At 73.7% G+C, this 13728-nt stretch carries 12 protein-coding genes; 5 read left to right on the top strand and 7 right to left on the bottom strand.

The window, feature by feature from the left end:
- Positions 1-43 precede the first annotated feature (43 nt).
- Positions 44-1138 carry a GNAT family N-acetyltransferase gene (locus IH09_RS07920; RefSeq protein ID WP_052855388.1) on the bottom strand — a complete coding sequence of 365 codons (1095 nt, stop codon included), beginning with the start codon at positions 1136-1138 and terminating at the stop codon, positions 44-46.
- 1 nt (position 1139) lies between these two features.
- Positions 1140-1625, bottom strand: a complete 486-nt coding sequence (locus IH09_RS07915) for a hypothetical protein (protein ID WP_240151023.1) — start codon at positions 1623-1625, stop codon at positions 1140-1142.
- Positions 1626-2004: 379 nt separating this feature from the next.
- Between IH09_RS07915 and IH09_RS07910 the strand changes: the two genes are divergently transcribed.
- Both IH09_RS07910 and IH09_RS07905 read left to right on the top strand, forming a co-directional pair.
- Positions 2005-2811 carry an SGNH/GDSL hydrolase family protein gene (locus IH09_RS07910; RefSeq protein ID WP_052855387.1) on the top strand — a complete coding sequence of 269 codons (807 nt, stop codon included), beginning with the start codon at positions 2005-2007 and terminating at the stop codon, positions 2809-2811.
- A 250-nt stretch (positions 2812-3061) separates the two neighbouring features.
- Positions 3062-3319 carry a hypothetical protein gene (locus IH09_RS07905; RefSeq protein ID WP_094794542.1) on the top strand — a complete coding sequence of 86 codons (258 nt, stop codon included), beginning with the start codon at positions 3062-3064 and terminating at the stop codon, positions 3317-3319.
- A 269-nt stretch (positions 3320-3588) separates the two neighbouring features.
- Here the strand turns inward: IH09_RS07905 and IH09_RS07900 are convergent, their stop codons facing one another.
- Entirely contained in the window at positions 3589-4833 is a 1245-nt protein-coding gene (locus IH09_RS07900; protein WP_052855385.1) for a type ISP restriction/modification enzyme, read from the bottom strand.
- A 223-nt stretch (positions 4834-5056) separates the two neighbouring features.
- Here IH09_RS07900 and IH09_RS07895 point away from each other — a divergent pair, with 223 nt between their 5' ends.
- Entirely contained in the window at positions 5057-6418 is a 1362-nt protein-coding gene (locus IH09_RS07895; protein WP_110952146.1) for an MFS transporter, read from the top strand.
- Positions 6419-6481: 63 nt separating this feature from the next.
- Here the strand turns inward: IH09_RS07895 and IH09_RS07890 are convergent, their stop codons facing one another.
- Both IH09_RS07890 and hmgA read right to left on the bottom strand, forming a co-directional pair.
- A complete protein-coding gene (locus IH09_RS07890; protein ID WP_052855384.1) occupies positions 6482-7231 on the bottom strand; it encodes a GntR family transcriptional regulator in 750 nt (249 codons plus the stop codon).
- A gap of 16 nt (positions 7232-7247) precedes the next feature.
- The gene (gene hmgA / locus IH09_RS07885) at positions 7248-8582 is read right to left on the bottom strand and encodes a homogentisate 1,2-dioxygenase (protein WP_052855383.1); all 1335 of its coding nucleotides are present in this window, start codon (positions 8580-8582) and stop codon (positions 7248-7250) included.
- A 490-nt stretch (positions 8583-9072) separates the two neighbouring features.
- On the opposite strand from hmgA, the gene IH09_RS07880 reads away from it, so the two are divergent.
- On the top strand, positions 9073-10467 hold the full coding sequence (locus IH09_RS07880; protein ID WP_052855382.1) for an aldehyde dehydrogenase family protein: 1395 nt from the start codon (positions 9073-9075) through the stop codon (positions 10465-10467).
- A gap of 125 nt (positions 10468-10592) precedes the next feature.
- On the top strand, positions 10593-11675 hold the full coding sequence (locus tag IH09_RS07875) for a zinc-binding dehydrogenase (RefSeq protein ID WP_052855381.1): 1083 nt from the start codon (positions 10593-10595) through the stop codon (positions 11673-11675).
- Between the two features lie 91 nt (positions 11676-11766).
- Here the strand turns inward: IH09_RS07875 and IH09_RS07870 are convergent, their stop codons facing one another.
- The gene (locus IH09_RS07870) at positions 11767-12864 is read right to left on the bottom strand and encodes an urea transporter (RefSeq protein ID WP_094794547.1); all 1098 of its coding nucleotides are present in this window, start codon (positions 12862-12864) and stop codon (positions 11767-11769) included.
- Positions 12865-13003: 139 nt separating this feature from the next.
- Positions 13004-13666 carry a TetR/AcrR family transcriptional regulator gene (locus IH09_RS07865; RefSeq protein ID WP_052855380.1) on the bottom strand — a complete coding sequence of 221 codons (663 nt, stop codon included), beginning with the start codon at positions 13664-13666 and terminating at the stop codon, positions 13004-13006.
- Between the last annotated feature and the right edge of the window lie 62 nt (positions 13667-13728).

The raw sequence follows: 13728 nt of genomic DNA, 5'->3' as shown, positions 1-13728 counted from the left end.
AATCTCTTTCCGGGTTATTGGCCGGTACGCGCCGATGCGCGGCTCAGCGGCCCGATCGGAACTGGCCCATCCGTTTGAGCAGGCGATCGGCCGGCTCGAAGAGCTCCGGCCGGGCCCGCACGGTGTCGCGCAGCGCCCGTACCGGAGCGCGCCGCGCCCGGTGCCCCAGCGCCACCGGATGGCGCCGCGCCACCCAGCCCTCGGACACCGGGAGTTCCCGGGTCTTGAAGGAGTTCTTGTAGCCCTTCTCGCCGCGCCCCAGATCGAGGTAGGCCATCGAGGCCGCGGCCGCCGCCTCGGCCATCCGCAGATGCAGCACCAGGCCCGGCGAGAACTTCGCGTACCGCGGGTCGTACGCGGGGAACCAGCAGGCCAGTACGGACTCCGAGCGCAGCCCGAAGTGCGCCGCGACCGGCCGCTCCCCGGCGTACAGCACCGACAGCAGACCGGCGAACGCCTCGGTACGGGTGTGGAAGAGCTGCTCCACCAGCCGGACGATCCAGGGGTGCGCGAACCGGTCGCGGCGTCCCGTCCTGCGGTACTGCGCGGACTTCCAGCCGATGAGGGTGCGCAGTACCGCCGGATCGCGCTCGTCGTGGACATACCGCACCGGGCCGAGGTCACGGCCGAGCCGGCGCTCCTTGGCGAGGGTGGTGCGGATGAACTTCGGCGACCGGCCGCGCAGTTGCTCCAGGTACGCGGCGAAGCCCCGGTCCACGTCGATGACGGGGGAGGGATGCGCGATCAGCGCCCCGCGGTCGAAGGGCTTCTGGCCGTCCACCAGGTGGTCGAACTCCAGCACCGACAGCCCGCAGGCGCGCAGCAGCTCCTGGGCGTCCCACGGGAAGCCGGGCCGGTGCACCAGCCCCTGGGCGTCGGAGATACCGAGGCCGATGGCGCGCCCCACGCCCAGTGCCGAGCGCTGGAAGGGCAGGAACGCCGCCGGGGCGCCGTCCTCCCGGATCACCGCCAGCCGCACACCGCGCCGGCACCGCCCGACGGCCAGCGCGAACTCGGGGGCGAGAAAGGGGTTCGCCAGCTGCGGCGACCCCAGCGCCCGCGCCTGGGACTGGACGGCGGTCCAGGCGGCCCGGTCGGCCGCGGTCAGCTCGCCGGGGCGGTATACGGCGATGTCCACGTCAGGGTGTCCGGCTCCGGCGGGCCCGGCCGGGCCACCGGTGCAGGGCCGTCAGCAGCAGCGCGGCGGCGCTGAGGACCGCCACCGCCACCACTCCGCCGCGTACCGACCACAGATGCAGCGCGAGCATGGCCTCGGCCACCAGCAGATCGGCGGCGAGCGCGCCCGCTCCCGCGACGACCGCGCGGCCGAGCGGATCCAGCCGGCCCAGCGCCGCGCCGATCGCGGTGGCCGGTGCCAGCAGGAGGAAGAAGAGCGTGAACGGCGCGCGCAGCGGTGAGGCGAGGTCGGCGAGCGCCAGTACGGCCCCCACCGCGCCGACGCCGACCGCCGCGCCCGCGCAGAGCGGTACCGCTCCGGTCCACCGGCGGCCGCCGGGCGGGTGCCGGTCGGACCGCCCTACGTCGGAGTGCCGGTCACCGGGTGGCCGGTGACCGGGTGGCGGCCCGTCGCGTGAGCCGCTGTCGTTGATGGCTGTGGTCTGCATTGGCCGCTTGCCCCCTGTAAGCGCCGGATGCCGGGCCTCAATGTCGCGCAGCGCCCGACCCCCGTCAAGACGCGAATCCGGGCAGTGGCGCCGCGGCGGAGGGCCCCGGGCGACGCGCCGCCCGGGGTGTACGCGGCGGGCGGTACGGAGGGCTGTGCTGACCACCCGTCACATGGTTCGTGGGGTGGCATCGGGTGCGCGGCAAGGATTCTGAGGCAATGCCATAGACATGTCACCGCACGCAATGGTCCGGCGGTGAAGATCTTCACAGGTCCGCAGATGTGCCGTGAACTCTCGTTGATCTTTGGCATGGACACTTCCCGTTGCGTGGCGCCGCTGCTACTACATGTGGGGCCGAGTTCCTGCTATGGGAGGTTCCATGAGACTGCCCCGACTTGCGGCCATGACGTCCGCCTTCTTCGCCGCCGCCGCGCTCGTCCTCACCGGTCCGGTGACGGCCGCGTCCGCCCAACAAGCCGCCCCCACCGGCTATGTAGCCCTCGGAGACTCCTATTCGGCGGGTGTGGGGGCCGGCAGCTACGACAGCTCCAGCGGCTCCTGCAAACGCAGCACCAAGGCGTATTCGGCCCTGTGGGCCGCCGCGAACTCACCGTCCTCCTACCAGTCGACCGCCTGCTCCGGCGCCCGTACGGGTGATGTCCTCGGCGGTCAGCTGGCGCCGCTCAACTCCTCCACCGGTCTGGTGAGCATCACCATCGGCGGCAACGACGCCGGGTTCGCCGACACCATGTCCACCTGTGCGCTCAACTCCGAGAGCACCTGTCTGGCGCGGGTCGCCCAGGCCGTCAGCTACGTCAAGAACACGCTGCCCGCCCAGCTCGACGGCGTGTACAACGCCATCAGCCAGAAGGCCCCGGCCGCGCACGTCGTCGTCCTGGGCTATCCGCACTTCTACAAGATCGGCGGCAGCTGCCTCGCCGGCCTCTCCGAGAAGTCCCGCAGCGCCATCAACGGGGCGGCCGACCAGATCAACGGCGTCTCCGCCAAGCGCGCCGCCGACCACGGTTTCAGCTTCGCCGACGTCAACACCAAGTTCTCCGGGCATGAGCTGTGCTCGGGCGACCCCTGGCTGCACAGCGTGACCCTGCCCGTCGACGAGTCCTACCACCCCACCGCCGCCGGCCAGGCCAAGGGCTACCTGCCCGCGCTCTCCTCCGCCGCGTAAGCCGTCGCACCTCGGGACGGCGAGGAGGGTCCGCAGGGGGCGGGCTCTCCTCGTGCGTCCCGCCGCCCGCGCCCTGCCCGACGGGGCATCAACTCTGCCTGGTCACAGCCCTGTACGCGGCGTTTCATAGGTATTCGTCAACGCCGGCGTGGGGCAGGTGATGCCCTTGACCGGTCTGCGCACGTGTCCTCCGGGAGAGATAGGGTTACCCTGCCCGGGGCCGGGTGCCCTCGTAAGGGTGGGGAGAGTCATGGAACAGATAGCAATGCGCAGGGCGCGAGTCCCTGCCGTCAGCTGCGGAAGCAGTGCGTCCAGCGCGCGGCTGGACCGCCATCTCGCGGTGCTGGGCGGTCCCGCCGTCCCGCAGCGGGAGGCGGAGGGCGCGACGTCACTGATGCGGGAGCTCACCACGCGTGACCGCTCACGCACGACGAGCCGCGGTGCCAAGGTGCTGTTGTTCGCCCCGCTGCGCAGGCTGCGGCGATCACTGCTCGGCGGGCACAGCTGACGCGTCCCTGACGCGGCACCCCGGGCGATCACACCGTCCCGGCGCAGCGCTGCGATCCGACCGCCCGTCAGGCCCGGGGCGTCGGCAGCGCGCCGGTGTGTTCGCCGGGGCAGGAATCCCGGCCCGTCGTACGGCGCACGGCCCGATCCGCCGCCCGTCCCACCCGGTCGGCGCCCCACCCGCACCACCCGTCCTGTTGCGACGGGTGGTTTTCCTGCGTTTCCGGCCGTGCCGCGCCCGGCGCCGTGCCGCCCCGGGCCGCCGGCCCCTCACAGCAGGGTGAACTGTCCCTCCGGACCCTCCTCGTGATGGTCCAGCACGGACGCCGGGCGGCGCGCGGTGGGTGGCGGCGGGAGGACGCCGGCGGCCCGTAGCCCGGCCGCGTCGATCCGGGGACCGTCCGCCGTCCGGCGCGCCAGCTCCTCGCGGCGCGGCTCCAGTTCGGCCAGCAGCGCCAGCACCGTGATCAGTTCGAGCAGCTCCGAGGTCCACTCCTGCGGCCACACCGCGGGGCGCAGCGCGGCCAGCGAACCGTCCTCGGCCGGCTCCGGGCCCGCGGCGGTGCGCTGCTCGAACCACGCCGACAGGACGCGGACCCCGCCCGCGTGGAACTCCCAGGCGCCGGGCGGCACCGGTGAGATCCGGCCACTGCCGAGCAGCAGCGCCTCCTCGGCCGGGTCGTACGCGAGGGTCCCCGGCAGGCCGCGGGAGGGCAGCGGCGCCCGCACGTACGGGCGGCGGCCGCCCGGCAGCCGCGGCCGTTCGCCGCCGGGGCCGCCACCGGGTGCGTACGCGCCCCGGGTGTGCAGCCACAGCAGCCGCTCGCCGAGCGCGACCCCGGCGTCCCAGACCGCGGGGTCGGCGGTGAACGGCACCACGCAGCCGTCGGGGGAGTGGCGGGCGCTCGCGGTGATCCAGGCGAGGACATCCGTGGGCGCGGCCGGCCGGCCGAGCCGCCGGGTGAGGAGCGCCCGCAGGCCCGGCGCGAGATTCGGCTCCCGGCCGCCCGGCCGCCGGTAGAGCGGGTGGATCCGCCCCGGGCGGCCGGCCGGTGAACGCCCGTCCGGCAGCACCGCGGAGCACACCACCGCGGGGCCCGGGAGCTGCGACGCGGGACTCCACGTGACCGCGAACAGCTGCCGGGGCCCGGCCACCCGCCACAGCTCCGGCCGTGCGGAGTCGAGCAGCCGGTGGTCGGGCAGCAGCCACTGCTGGTCGAAGGGGCCGTGCAGCAGCCGCACCGGCTCGGGGCACGGTCCGGCCGCCCGGGACAGCCGCCCGGTGGGCGTCGGCTGTCCGGGCAGCTGCCCGACGGCGGAGTGCAGGGTCCGGGCCCGGGACGGCCGGAACAGCCGCTCGCGGGCCGCCGGGTCCGCGGCGCCCACCAGGGCGTTCCAGCGGGCCCGCAGTACCGCCGGGTCCGGCCCCATGACCCAGGAACGGCCGGGCCGCAGCGGCGCCACGGACCACGGCAGCAGATCGGACAGCCGTGGCGCGTCCTGCTTCGCCGTCACGCGGAGCCCCTCCCGGACCGTTCGGTTGACCCCGGCATCGTATCCACCGGCCGGACACCGCGGCCGGGCCCGGCACCGGCCACCGGTGTCCGGGGACGGGCGTCCGGCGGCGGTCTACCGGGTCCGATCTTGGCGGAGTACGGTCCTCGCCGTACGCCCGGCGAGCGCGGTGCGCACGCCACCGCGCCCCGCGCGCCGGGACCTGCCCAGGGGGAGGACCGACTTGACGGACACCGCTGTCGCCGGCGCGTTCACCGCCGCCCGGCTCGACCGGCTGCCGGCGTCCCGGTGGCACCGCAAGATCACCCTGATCGTCGGCATCGGCTCCTTCTTCGACCTCTACGAGGTCTTCCTCGGCGGGGTGCTCGGGGCCGCCCTCGCCGAACGGTGGCAGCTCGGCCACACCGCCAAAGCCTGGGTGATCGCCGCCGCGTTCCTCGGCATGTTCGTCGGCGCGAACGTGCTGTCGGTGCTCGCCGACCGGGTGGGGCGGCGCCGGATGTTCCTGGTGAACCTGGGCGCGTACGCCGGGTGCTCGCTGCTCTGCGCCTTCGCCCCGGATCTGCCGTGGCTGCTCGCGCTGCGCTTCCTGTCGGGCATCGGGCTCGGCGCCGAACTCGTCCTGGTGGACACCTATCTCGCGGAGTTCCTGCCGCGCGCGGTACGCGGCCGCTACATCGCCTGGGCGTACACCCTCGGCTTCCTCGGCGTACCGGTCGTCGCGCTGCTCGGCGCCCGGCTGGTGGCCGCGCATCAGGTGCTGGGCGTCGACGGCTGGCGCTGGCTGCTGGTGGCGGGCGGGCTGGGGGCCGCTTTCCTCCAGCTGATGCGACGGCGGTTACCCGAGTCGCCCCGCTGGCTGATGGTGCAGGGGCGCGACCGTGAGGCCGAGCGGATCGTGGCGGACATCGAGGCGCGGGTGGCGCACGAGACCGGCGGCAGTCTGCCGCTGGTTCCGGCGGCCGGGACCCCGCCGGAGCGGAAGGTGCCGCTCGGCGCGCTGCTCCGCGGCGACCACCGGCGGCGCACCGTCATGTGGTGCGTCTTCCAGGTGCTCCAGACCGTCGGCTACTACGGCTTCGGGTCGCTGGCACCGGTGGTGCTCACGGCGAAGGGGCACACCGTCACCGATTCGCTGCTCTACGCGGCGCTGGGCTTCTGCGGCTATCCGATCGGCTCGGCGCTGTCCGTCCCGCTCATCGACCGGATCGAGCGCCGTACGCTGATCGCCGCCGCGGCGCTCGCCATCGCCGCCTGCGGACTCGTCTTCGGTCTCGCCGACGCCCCCTGGCTCATCGTCGGCTCCGGTTTCGCGCTGACGCTGTGCAGCAACGTCTTCTCCAACGCCTTCCACGTCTACCAGACCGAGATCTTCCCGACCGGCCTGCGCAGCAGCGCGATCGGTATCGCGTACTCGCTCTCCCGGCTCACCTCGGTGGTGCTGCCGTTCGTCGCGCTGTCGGTCCTCGCCCGCTTCGGAGCGGTCGCGGTGTTCGCCGGTTCCGCGGTGCTGATGGTGCTGCTGTGCCTGGACGTGGTGCTGCTGGGGCCGCGCAGCACGGGCCGGAGCCTGGAGCGCATCTGAACCGGGGAGGGCCGGCGCGGCTGCCCGGCCCCCCGTCCGGTATGCCGTCCGCGCCGGCCGTCCTCAGTGCGCGTCCAGGGTGACCGTGAAGGAGAAACGGTCGCCGCGGTAGTGGATACGGGCCACGTCGACCACCCGGCCCTCCTCGTCGTAGGTGATGCCCGTGTGGTGCAGGATCGGGCTGACCAGCGGGACCTGGAGCAGCCGGGCGGTCTCCGGATCGGCCAGCCGCGCCTCGACGGTGTCGGTGATCCGGCTGATCCGCACGCCCACCGCGTCCCGCAGCACCTTCGTCATCGGCCAGCGCGCCAGATCCGCCAGGTCGATACGGGCGGCGACGTCGGACCGTACGTAGTTGCACGCGTGGTTGGTCGGCTCGCCGGTCTTCTCGTCGCTGCGCAGCCGGCGGAAGCAGGCGACCTCCGGGCAGTCCGGGAAGTACTCGGCCAGCTCGGCCGGCGGGGCGCAGCTCCCGTGCGCCAGCAGGACGCTGCTCATCCCGGACTGCTGGGCCACGATCGCGTCCACGGAACCGAGCAGCCGCACCGGAGCGCCGCGCCGCGCGTCCGGTTCGATGAAGGTGCCGCGGCGCCGGTGCCGGCTGATCAGCCCCTCGGTCTCCAGTTCCTTGAGGGCCTGGCGCATGGTCAGCACGCTCACGCCGTAGTGCGTGGCGAGCGTCTCCTCGGTGGGCAGCCGCAGCGGGGCCTCGGGGGAGCGGCCCAGTATGGAGGCGCGCAGTGACTGCGAAACCTGGTACCACAGCGGCAGCTTGCGGTTCAGGGCGAGCGAGTCGGGAGCGAAGGTCGTCACAGAGGGGTCCCCGGAGTCACGGGCGGAAGTGGCGCTGGAGACCCTGCCATACGTCGTCGTAGCCGCGTTGCAGGTGTCCGGCGTCACGGGCCTGCTCGGTGAGCGTCAGCGGCCAGCGGGTCTCGAACATGAAGGCGAGACCGTCCGTGATCTTCTGCGGTGCCAGCTCCGCCGCACTGGCGCGGTCGAAGGTCTCCCGGTCGGGGCCGTGCGCCGACATCATGTTGTGCAGCGAACCGCCGCCCGGCACGAAACCCCCCGGACCGGCCGTCTTCGCGTCGTAGGCGCCCTCGATCAGCCCCATGTACTCGGTCATCACGTTGCGGTGGAAGTACGGCGGCCGGAAGGTGTCCTCGCCGACCAGCCAGCGCGGCGCGAAGACCACGAAGTCCACGCCCGCCAGCCCCGGGGTGTCCGACGGGGCGGTGAGGACGGTGAAGATCGACGGGTCCGGGTGGTCGTAGCTGATCGACCCGATGACGTTGAAGCGGTGCAGGTCGTAGACGTACGGGACGTGGTTGCCGTGCCAGGCGACGACATCCAGCGGTGAGTGGTCGTAGACCGCCTTCCAGAGGTGCCCGCAGAACTTGTTGACGACCTCGAACGGGCCCTCGATGTCCTCGTAGGCGGCGACCGGGGCACGGAAGTCCCGGGCGTTGGCCAGGCCGTTGGCGCCGATCGGGCCGAGGTCGGGGAGCTGGAAGGGCCGGCCGTAGTTCTCGCAGACATAGCCGCGGGCGGTCGCGTCCAGCAGCTCGACGCGGAAGCGCACCCCGCGCGGAATCAGCGCCACCTCGCCCGGCAGGGCCCGCAGCAGACCGAACTCGGTGCGCAGCAGCAGCCCGCCGCGCTCCGGCACGATCAGCAGCTCGCCGTCCGCGTCGCTGAACACCCGCTCGGACATCGAGGCGTTGGCGTAGTAGAGGTGGACGGCCATCCCGGTGCGCTGGGTGGCGTCGCCGTTGCCGCCCAGCGTCCACAGGCCGTCCAGGAAGTCGACCGGACCGGCCGGCTCGGGGAGCGGGTTCCAGCGCAGCCGGTTGGGGTCGGGGACGCAGTCGGTGAACGGCGCCGAGCGGAGCGCGCCCTGATCGGCGCGGACGAACGGCGGGTGCGCGGCCGAGGGGCGGATGCGGTAGAGCCAGGAGCGGCGGTTGTGGCTGCGGGGTTCGGTGAACGCGCTGCCGCTGAGCTGCTCCGCGTACAGGCCCAGCGGGGCGCGCTGCGGGGAGTTGCGGCCCGCGGGCAGTGCGCCGGGCACCGCCTCCGAACTGTGCTCGTTGCCGAATCCGAGGGAATAGGCCAGCCCTTCGGCCGTCTTCCCCGCCTGCTCGTTGCCCGTGCCTGTCATCGCGCGCTCCCGACGCTCAAGGAATCCTATGCAGGACCTTAGGATTGCTGTCGGGGTCCGTCAACGGAAACTCCCGGCCGCCGTGGCCGGATCACCGTGCCCCACTCCCGCTCCCGGCCGGCCGCGTCCACTGTGCGCCGCCCGCACCGGACCGGCCCGCCGACCCGCCGCCGGGCGGCGGCCCCGGGGGAAGCGGACGGCCGTGCACCGCCCTCGGCATCCTCCAGCCGCCACGCGAGCTGACGGGGCGAAGACGTGGCCGTGGGGCCAACGGCGGGAAGGCCGGCGGTTCGTGGGTACGGCGCCGCCGCCCGGGGGAGGGTGAGAGATGTCGCCGGGGCCCGGCGGGTGAGGTGCCGGGCCGTGCGGAAGGCGTCCGGCATCCCGCCTCCGGGCGGGCCGAGGGAATCGCCGAGGTTTCCGGCGACGGAAAACTACCAGTGCTAGTTTGGGGGTCGCACGACCACAGCGGCCCCGGGAGGACCACGACGTGAAGCAGCACGACGCGATGTACATCGATGGAAGCTGGCGGCCCGCCGAGGGGAGCGGCGCGATCGATGTCGTCAACCCGGCCGACGGGCGGGTCATCGCCACCGTCCCCGCCGGTTCCGCGCAGGACGTGGACGCCGCCGTACGGGCCGCCCGCGCCGCCCTGCCGGGCTGGGCCGCCACCGCGCCGGCCGAGCGCGCCGCCCGGCTGACCGCACTGCGCGACCAGCTCGCGGCGCGCGGCGAGGAACTGGCCGAGACCGTCACCGCCGAACTGGGCTCGCCCCCCGCGTTCAGTACGAAGGTGCAGGTCGGCATGCCGGTCGTGGTCTGCGGCTCGTACGCGGAACTGGCCGCCTCGTACCCCTTCGAGGAGCAGGTCGGCAACTCCACCGTGCTGCATGAGCCGGTCGGCGTGGTGGGCGCGATCACGCCCTGGAACTACCCGCTGCACCAGATCGTCGCCAAGGTCGCCCCGGCGCTCGCGGCGGGCTGCACGGTCGTGCTCAAGCCCGCCGAGAACACCCCGCTGGTGGCCCAGCTGTTCGCCGAGTGCGTGGACGCGGCCGGGATCCCGGCCGGTGCCTTCAACCTCGTCACCGGCCTCGGCCCGGTCGCCGGGCAGGCGCTCGCCGAGCACCCGGGCGTGGACCTGGTCTCCTTCACCGGCTCGACGGCCGTCGGCAAGAAGATCGGCGCCATTGCGGGCGCCGCCGTCAAGCGGGTGGCCCTGGAACTCGGCGGCAAATCCGCCAATGTCATCCTGCCCGGCGCGGATCTCGCCAAGGCGGTGGCCGTCGGCGTCGCCAACGTGATGGCCAACTCCGGCCAGACGTGCAGCGCGTGGACCCGGATGCTGGTTCACACCGACCGGTACGCCGAGGCCGTCGAACTCGCCGCCACCGCCGCCGCCAAGTACGTCCCCGGCGAGCGCATCGGCCCGCTCGTCAGCGCCCGGCAGCGGGACCGGGTGCGCGGCTACATCGAGCAGGGCGTCGCCGAGGGCGCGAAAATCGTGGCGGGCGGCCCGCAGGCGCCCCTTGAGGCGGGCTACTACGTCACCCCGACCGTCTTCGCGGAGGTCACCCCGGAGATGACCATCGCCCAGGAGGAGATCTTCGGCCCGGTGCTGTCGCTCCTGCGGTACGAGGACGAGGAGGACGCCGCCCGGATCGCCAACGGCACCGTCTACGGACTCGCGGGCGCGGTCTGGGCCGGTGACGAGGAAACGGCGGTCGCCTTCGCCCGCCGGCTGGACGCCGGACAGGTCGACATCAACGGCGGCGGCTTCAACCCCCTCGCCCCGTTCGGCGGTTACAAGCAGTCCGGGGTCGGCCGCGAGCTGGGCCGGCACGGTCTGACCGAGTACCTCCAGACCAAGTCGCTCCAGTTCTGAGCGGGGGTGCGGGCGGGGCGGCGCACCCGCCCCGCCCGCACCCGGCTCTTCCGCCTCGCCCGCATCCGGCTCTTCCGCCCCGTTCGCCACCCTTCCGCTTCCGCCACCCAGAGGAGATCCCTTCCGTGGTCCGTGCCGCCGTACTGCCCGCCGTCAACGCCCCGCTCCGGATCGCCGAGATCGAGCTGCCGGAGCCGGGGCCCGGCCAGGTCCGCGTCCGCCTCGCCGCCGCCGGTGTCTGCCACTCCGATCTGTCGCTGTCCAACGGCACCCTGCGCCAGCCCGCCCCGGCCGTCCTCGGCCACGAGGGCGCGGGCACCGTCACCGCTGTCGGCCCGCAGGTGACGGCGGTGGCCCCCGGCGACCGGGTCGTCCTCAACTGGGCGCCGTCCTGCGGCGACTGCCACTTCTGCGGGCTGGCGGAGCCCTGGCTGTGCGCCCGCTCCGGGGCCGCCGCGAACGTTCCGTACGCCACCCTCGCCGCCGACGGCAGCGCGCTCTACCCCGGTGTGGGCACCGCCGCCTTCGCCGAGGAGACCGTGGTGCCCGCGCACGCCGTGCTGCCGCTGCCCGACGGGGTGCCGCTCACCGACGCGGCGCTGCTCGGCTGCGCGGTGCTCACCGGCTGGGGCGCGGTCCACCACAGCGCCCGGGTGCGGGCGGGGGAGTCCGTCGCGGTCTACGGGGCCGGCGGGGTCGGGCTGGCCACGCTCCAGGCGGCGCGGATCGCGGGGGCGGGCCCGATCGTGGCGGTGGACGTCTCACCGGAGAAGGAGGAGCTGGCCCGCGCCGCCGGCGCCACCGAGTTCGTACTCTCCGGCGAAGGCACCGCCAAGCGCATCCGCGAACTCACCGGCGGCTACGGCGTCGATGTCGCGGTGGAGTGCGTGGGCCGCGCCGACACGATCCGGACGGCCTGGTCGTCCACCCGGCGCGGCGGGCGCACCACCGTCGTCGGCATCGGCGGCCAGGAGCAGCAGGTGACCTTCCACGCACTGGAGCTCTTCTACTTCGGCCGTACGCTCTCCGGCTGCGTCTACGGCAACAGCGACCCCGCCCGGGACCTCCCGGTCATCGCCGGACACGTCCGCTCCGGCGCGTTCGATCTCGGCGCGCTGGTCACCGACCGCATCGGGCTGGAGGGCATCCCGGCCGCGTTCGAGGCGATGCTGGCGGGCCGGGGCGGGCGGGCGCTGATCGTCTTCTGAGAGCGCGCGCCGACCGGGTGCGGAAGGGGAGATCCGGCCGTCCTCGGGCGGCGACGGTGAGCCGGGCGGGCCGGACGGGGAGCCGGGAGGGTTAGGAGGCCGGGACGGTCGGCCGGTGCCGTGGCCGGCCGGCTCCCCGGTCCGGTTCCGCGGTACCGGGAGCCGCGGCGTCCTCGGCGGCGCGCTGCGGGCTGTCCACCGCCGCGTCCGCCGGGTCGGCCGCGCCCACCCGGCGCAGCCGGGGGAAGGCCGGGGCCGCGGCCAGGAAGATCACCGCGACGAGGACGAACGGCCAGGTGAAGGTGTGGCCGCCGGACGGGGCGAAGAGGGCGCCCATCGCCGACGTCAGGGCGGTCGCGGCGGCCGCGCCGACCAGCGCGTACCCCAGACTCCAGGCGTCCGCGACGAGGAAGACCCCGCACAGCCCCATCGCGACCAGCACCGCGTTGTAGCCCATCGTGCCCGAGGCGATCTGGTCGGCGGGCGCGCCGAGGGCCCAGGCGGTGAGGATGCCGACGGCGCTGCCGAGGCAGGCCAGCACGCCCACCCGGCGGCTGGCGAGGAAGATGCCGGCCAGGAAGATCAGGCCGACGTACCACTGCGGCATGAAGAAGATCTCGCCGAAGTTCGCGAAGAAGGCGTGCCACAGATCGGTCCAGCCGAGCGCGGTGGACCCGCCCGCGGGGCGGGTCAGCTCGGCCAGCCCGGCACTGTGGTGCCAGACCCGTTCGAAGCCGGGCGCCGCGATCGTCATCGCGCTCGCCATCAGGCAGAACGGCAGGGTGAAGGTCGGCAGCTCCCAGGTGGCCATGATGCGCGCCGTGCCGCCGGTGACGATGGTGACCACCGCGCTGCCGGCGAGGGCCAGCACCATGGTGGAGACCTGATCGGCGCCGAGGAACACCGCGAAGCCGACCGACACCAGACAGGCGTTGAACCCTTCGAGCCCCGAGGTGACCCGGTCCCGGTCCACGCCCAGCAGGGCGGCGGTGGCGGTGCCGACGGCGGTGCCGGCCAGCCCGTAGAGGCCGTACTCCCAGCCCGACGCGAACAGCGCGATGGCGAACACCAGACCGGTCAGCGCGCTCGGCAGGAAGTCGACCTGGGCCTGGCCGCGCAGGACCTGGACGGCGAAGCGCGCGCCACGCGCCGTGAACCGGTTGTCATGGGCTGTGCCGGGTGTGCGCACGCCGCCTCCGTACCACGCGTCAGGTCCCTGCTGGTCAGGGACAGATGCACTTTACATCTACCGATTGGCGTGCAGGCAAGAGGTGTCGCACGGGAATACGGATCGCCGGATTCCGGGGCCGGGCGTCATGGGGCGGGCGTCACGGTGACGGTGCGCCCCGGCCGTGCGGCGGTACGAGTTCCGGGTGGTGCAGCGCGAGCCCGTCCACCAGGGCGCGCAGGCCGGCTTCGAACGCCCCCTCGTCCACCTGGCGCTGATGCTCCGCCAGCAGGTGCGCCTGGCCCAGATGCGGGTAGTCGGCCGGATCGTAGGCGCTCGGGTCGTCCACGAAACCGCGGGCGAACGAGCCCAGCGCGGAGCCCGCGACGAAGTAGCGGATCATCGCGCAGATCCGGGTCGCCTGCGCCGGCGGCCAGCCGGCCTCGACCATGCCGCCGAACGCCGCGTCGGCCATCTTCAGACCGGCCGGCCGGCGGCCGGGGCCCTGGGCGAGGAACGGCACGATGTGCGGATGCGCGGCGAGCGCCGCGCGGTAGGAGCGGGCCCAGTCCAGCAGCCCGGCCCGCCAGTCCGCGCCCTCCTCGAAGGCCGAGACGTCGACATGTGCGATGACCGTGTCGGCGACCGCGTCGAGGATCTCGTCCTTGGTTGTGAAGTGGTTGTAGAGGGATGGTCCGCTCACGCCCAGCTCCGCCGCGAGGCGCCGGGTGGAGAGCGCCGGCAGCCCTTCCGCGTCGATGAGCGCCAGCGCCGTGGTGACGATGCGCTCGCGGCTCAGCAGGGGCTTGCGGGGTCGGGCCATGACGCACATAGTAGAGGCCGACCAGAAAAAACTAGCAGTGCTAATTTAATGTCGCGTACCGG

This window comes from Streptomyces celluloflavus (assembly GCA_000720995.1).
GTDB classification, from domain to species: domain Bacteria; phylum Actinomycetota; class Actinomycetes; order Streptomycetales; family Streptomycetaceae; genus Streptomyces; species Streptomyces celluloflavus.
The sequence above is the reverse complement of the archived record's forward strand: the minus strand, read 5'-3'. Positions and strand labels throughout refer to the sequence as shown.

Coding starts and splice junctions, on each gene's coding strand:
- IH09_RS07915 (WP_240151023.1), bottom strand. CDS start 1,625: ATGCAGACCACAGCCATCAACGACAGCGGCTCACGCGACGGGCCGCCA.
- IH09_RS07910 (WP_052855387.1), top strand. CDS start 2,005: ATGAGACTGCCCCGACTTGCGGCCATGACGTCCGCCTTCTTCGCCGCC.
- IH09_RS07905 (WP_094794542.1), top strand. CDS start 3,062: ATGGAACAGATAGCAATGCGCAGGGCGCGAGTCCCTGCCGTCAGCTGC.
- hmgA (WP_052855383.1), bottom strand. CDS start 8,582: ATGACAGGCACGGGCAACGAGCAGGCGGGGAAGACGGCCGAAGGGCTG.
- IH09_RS07865 (WP_052855380.1), bottom strand. CDS start 13,666: ATGGCCCGACCCCGCAAGCCCCTGCTGAGCCGCGAGCGCATCGTCACC.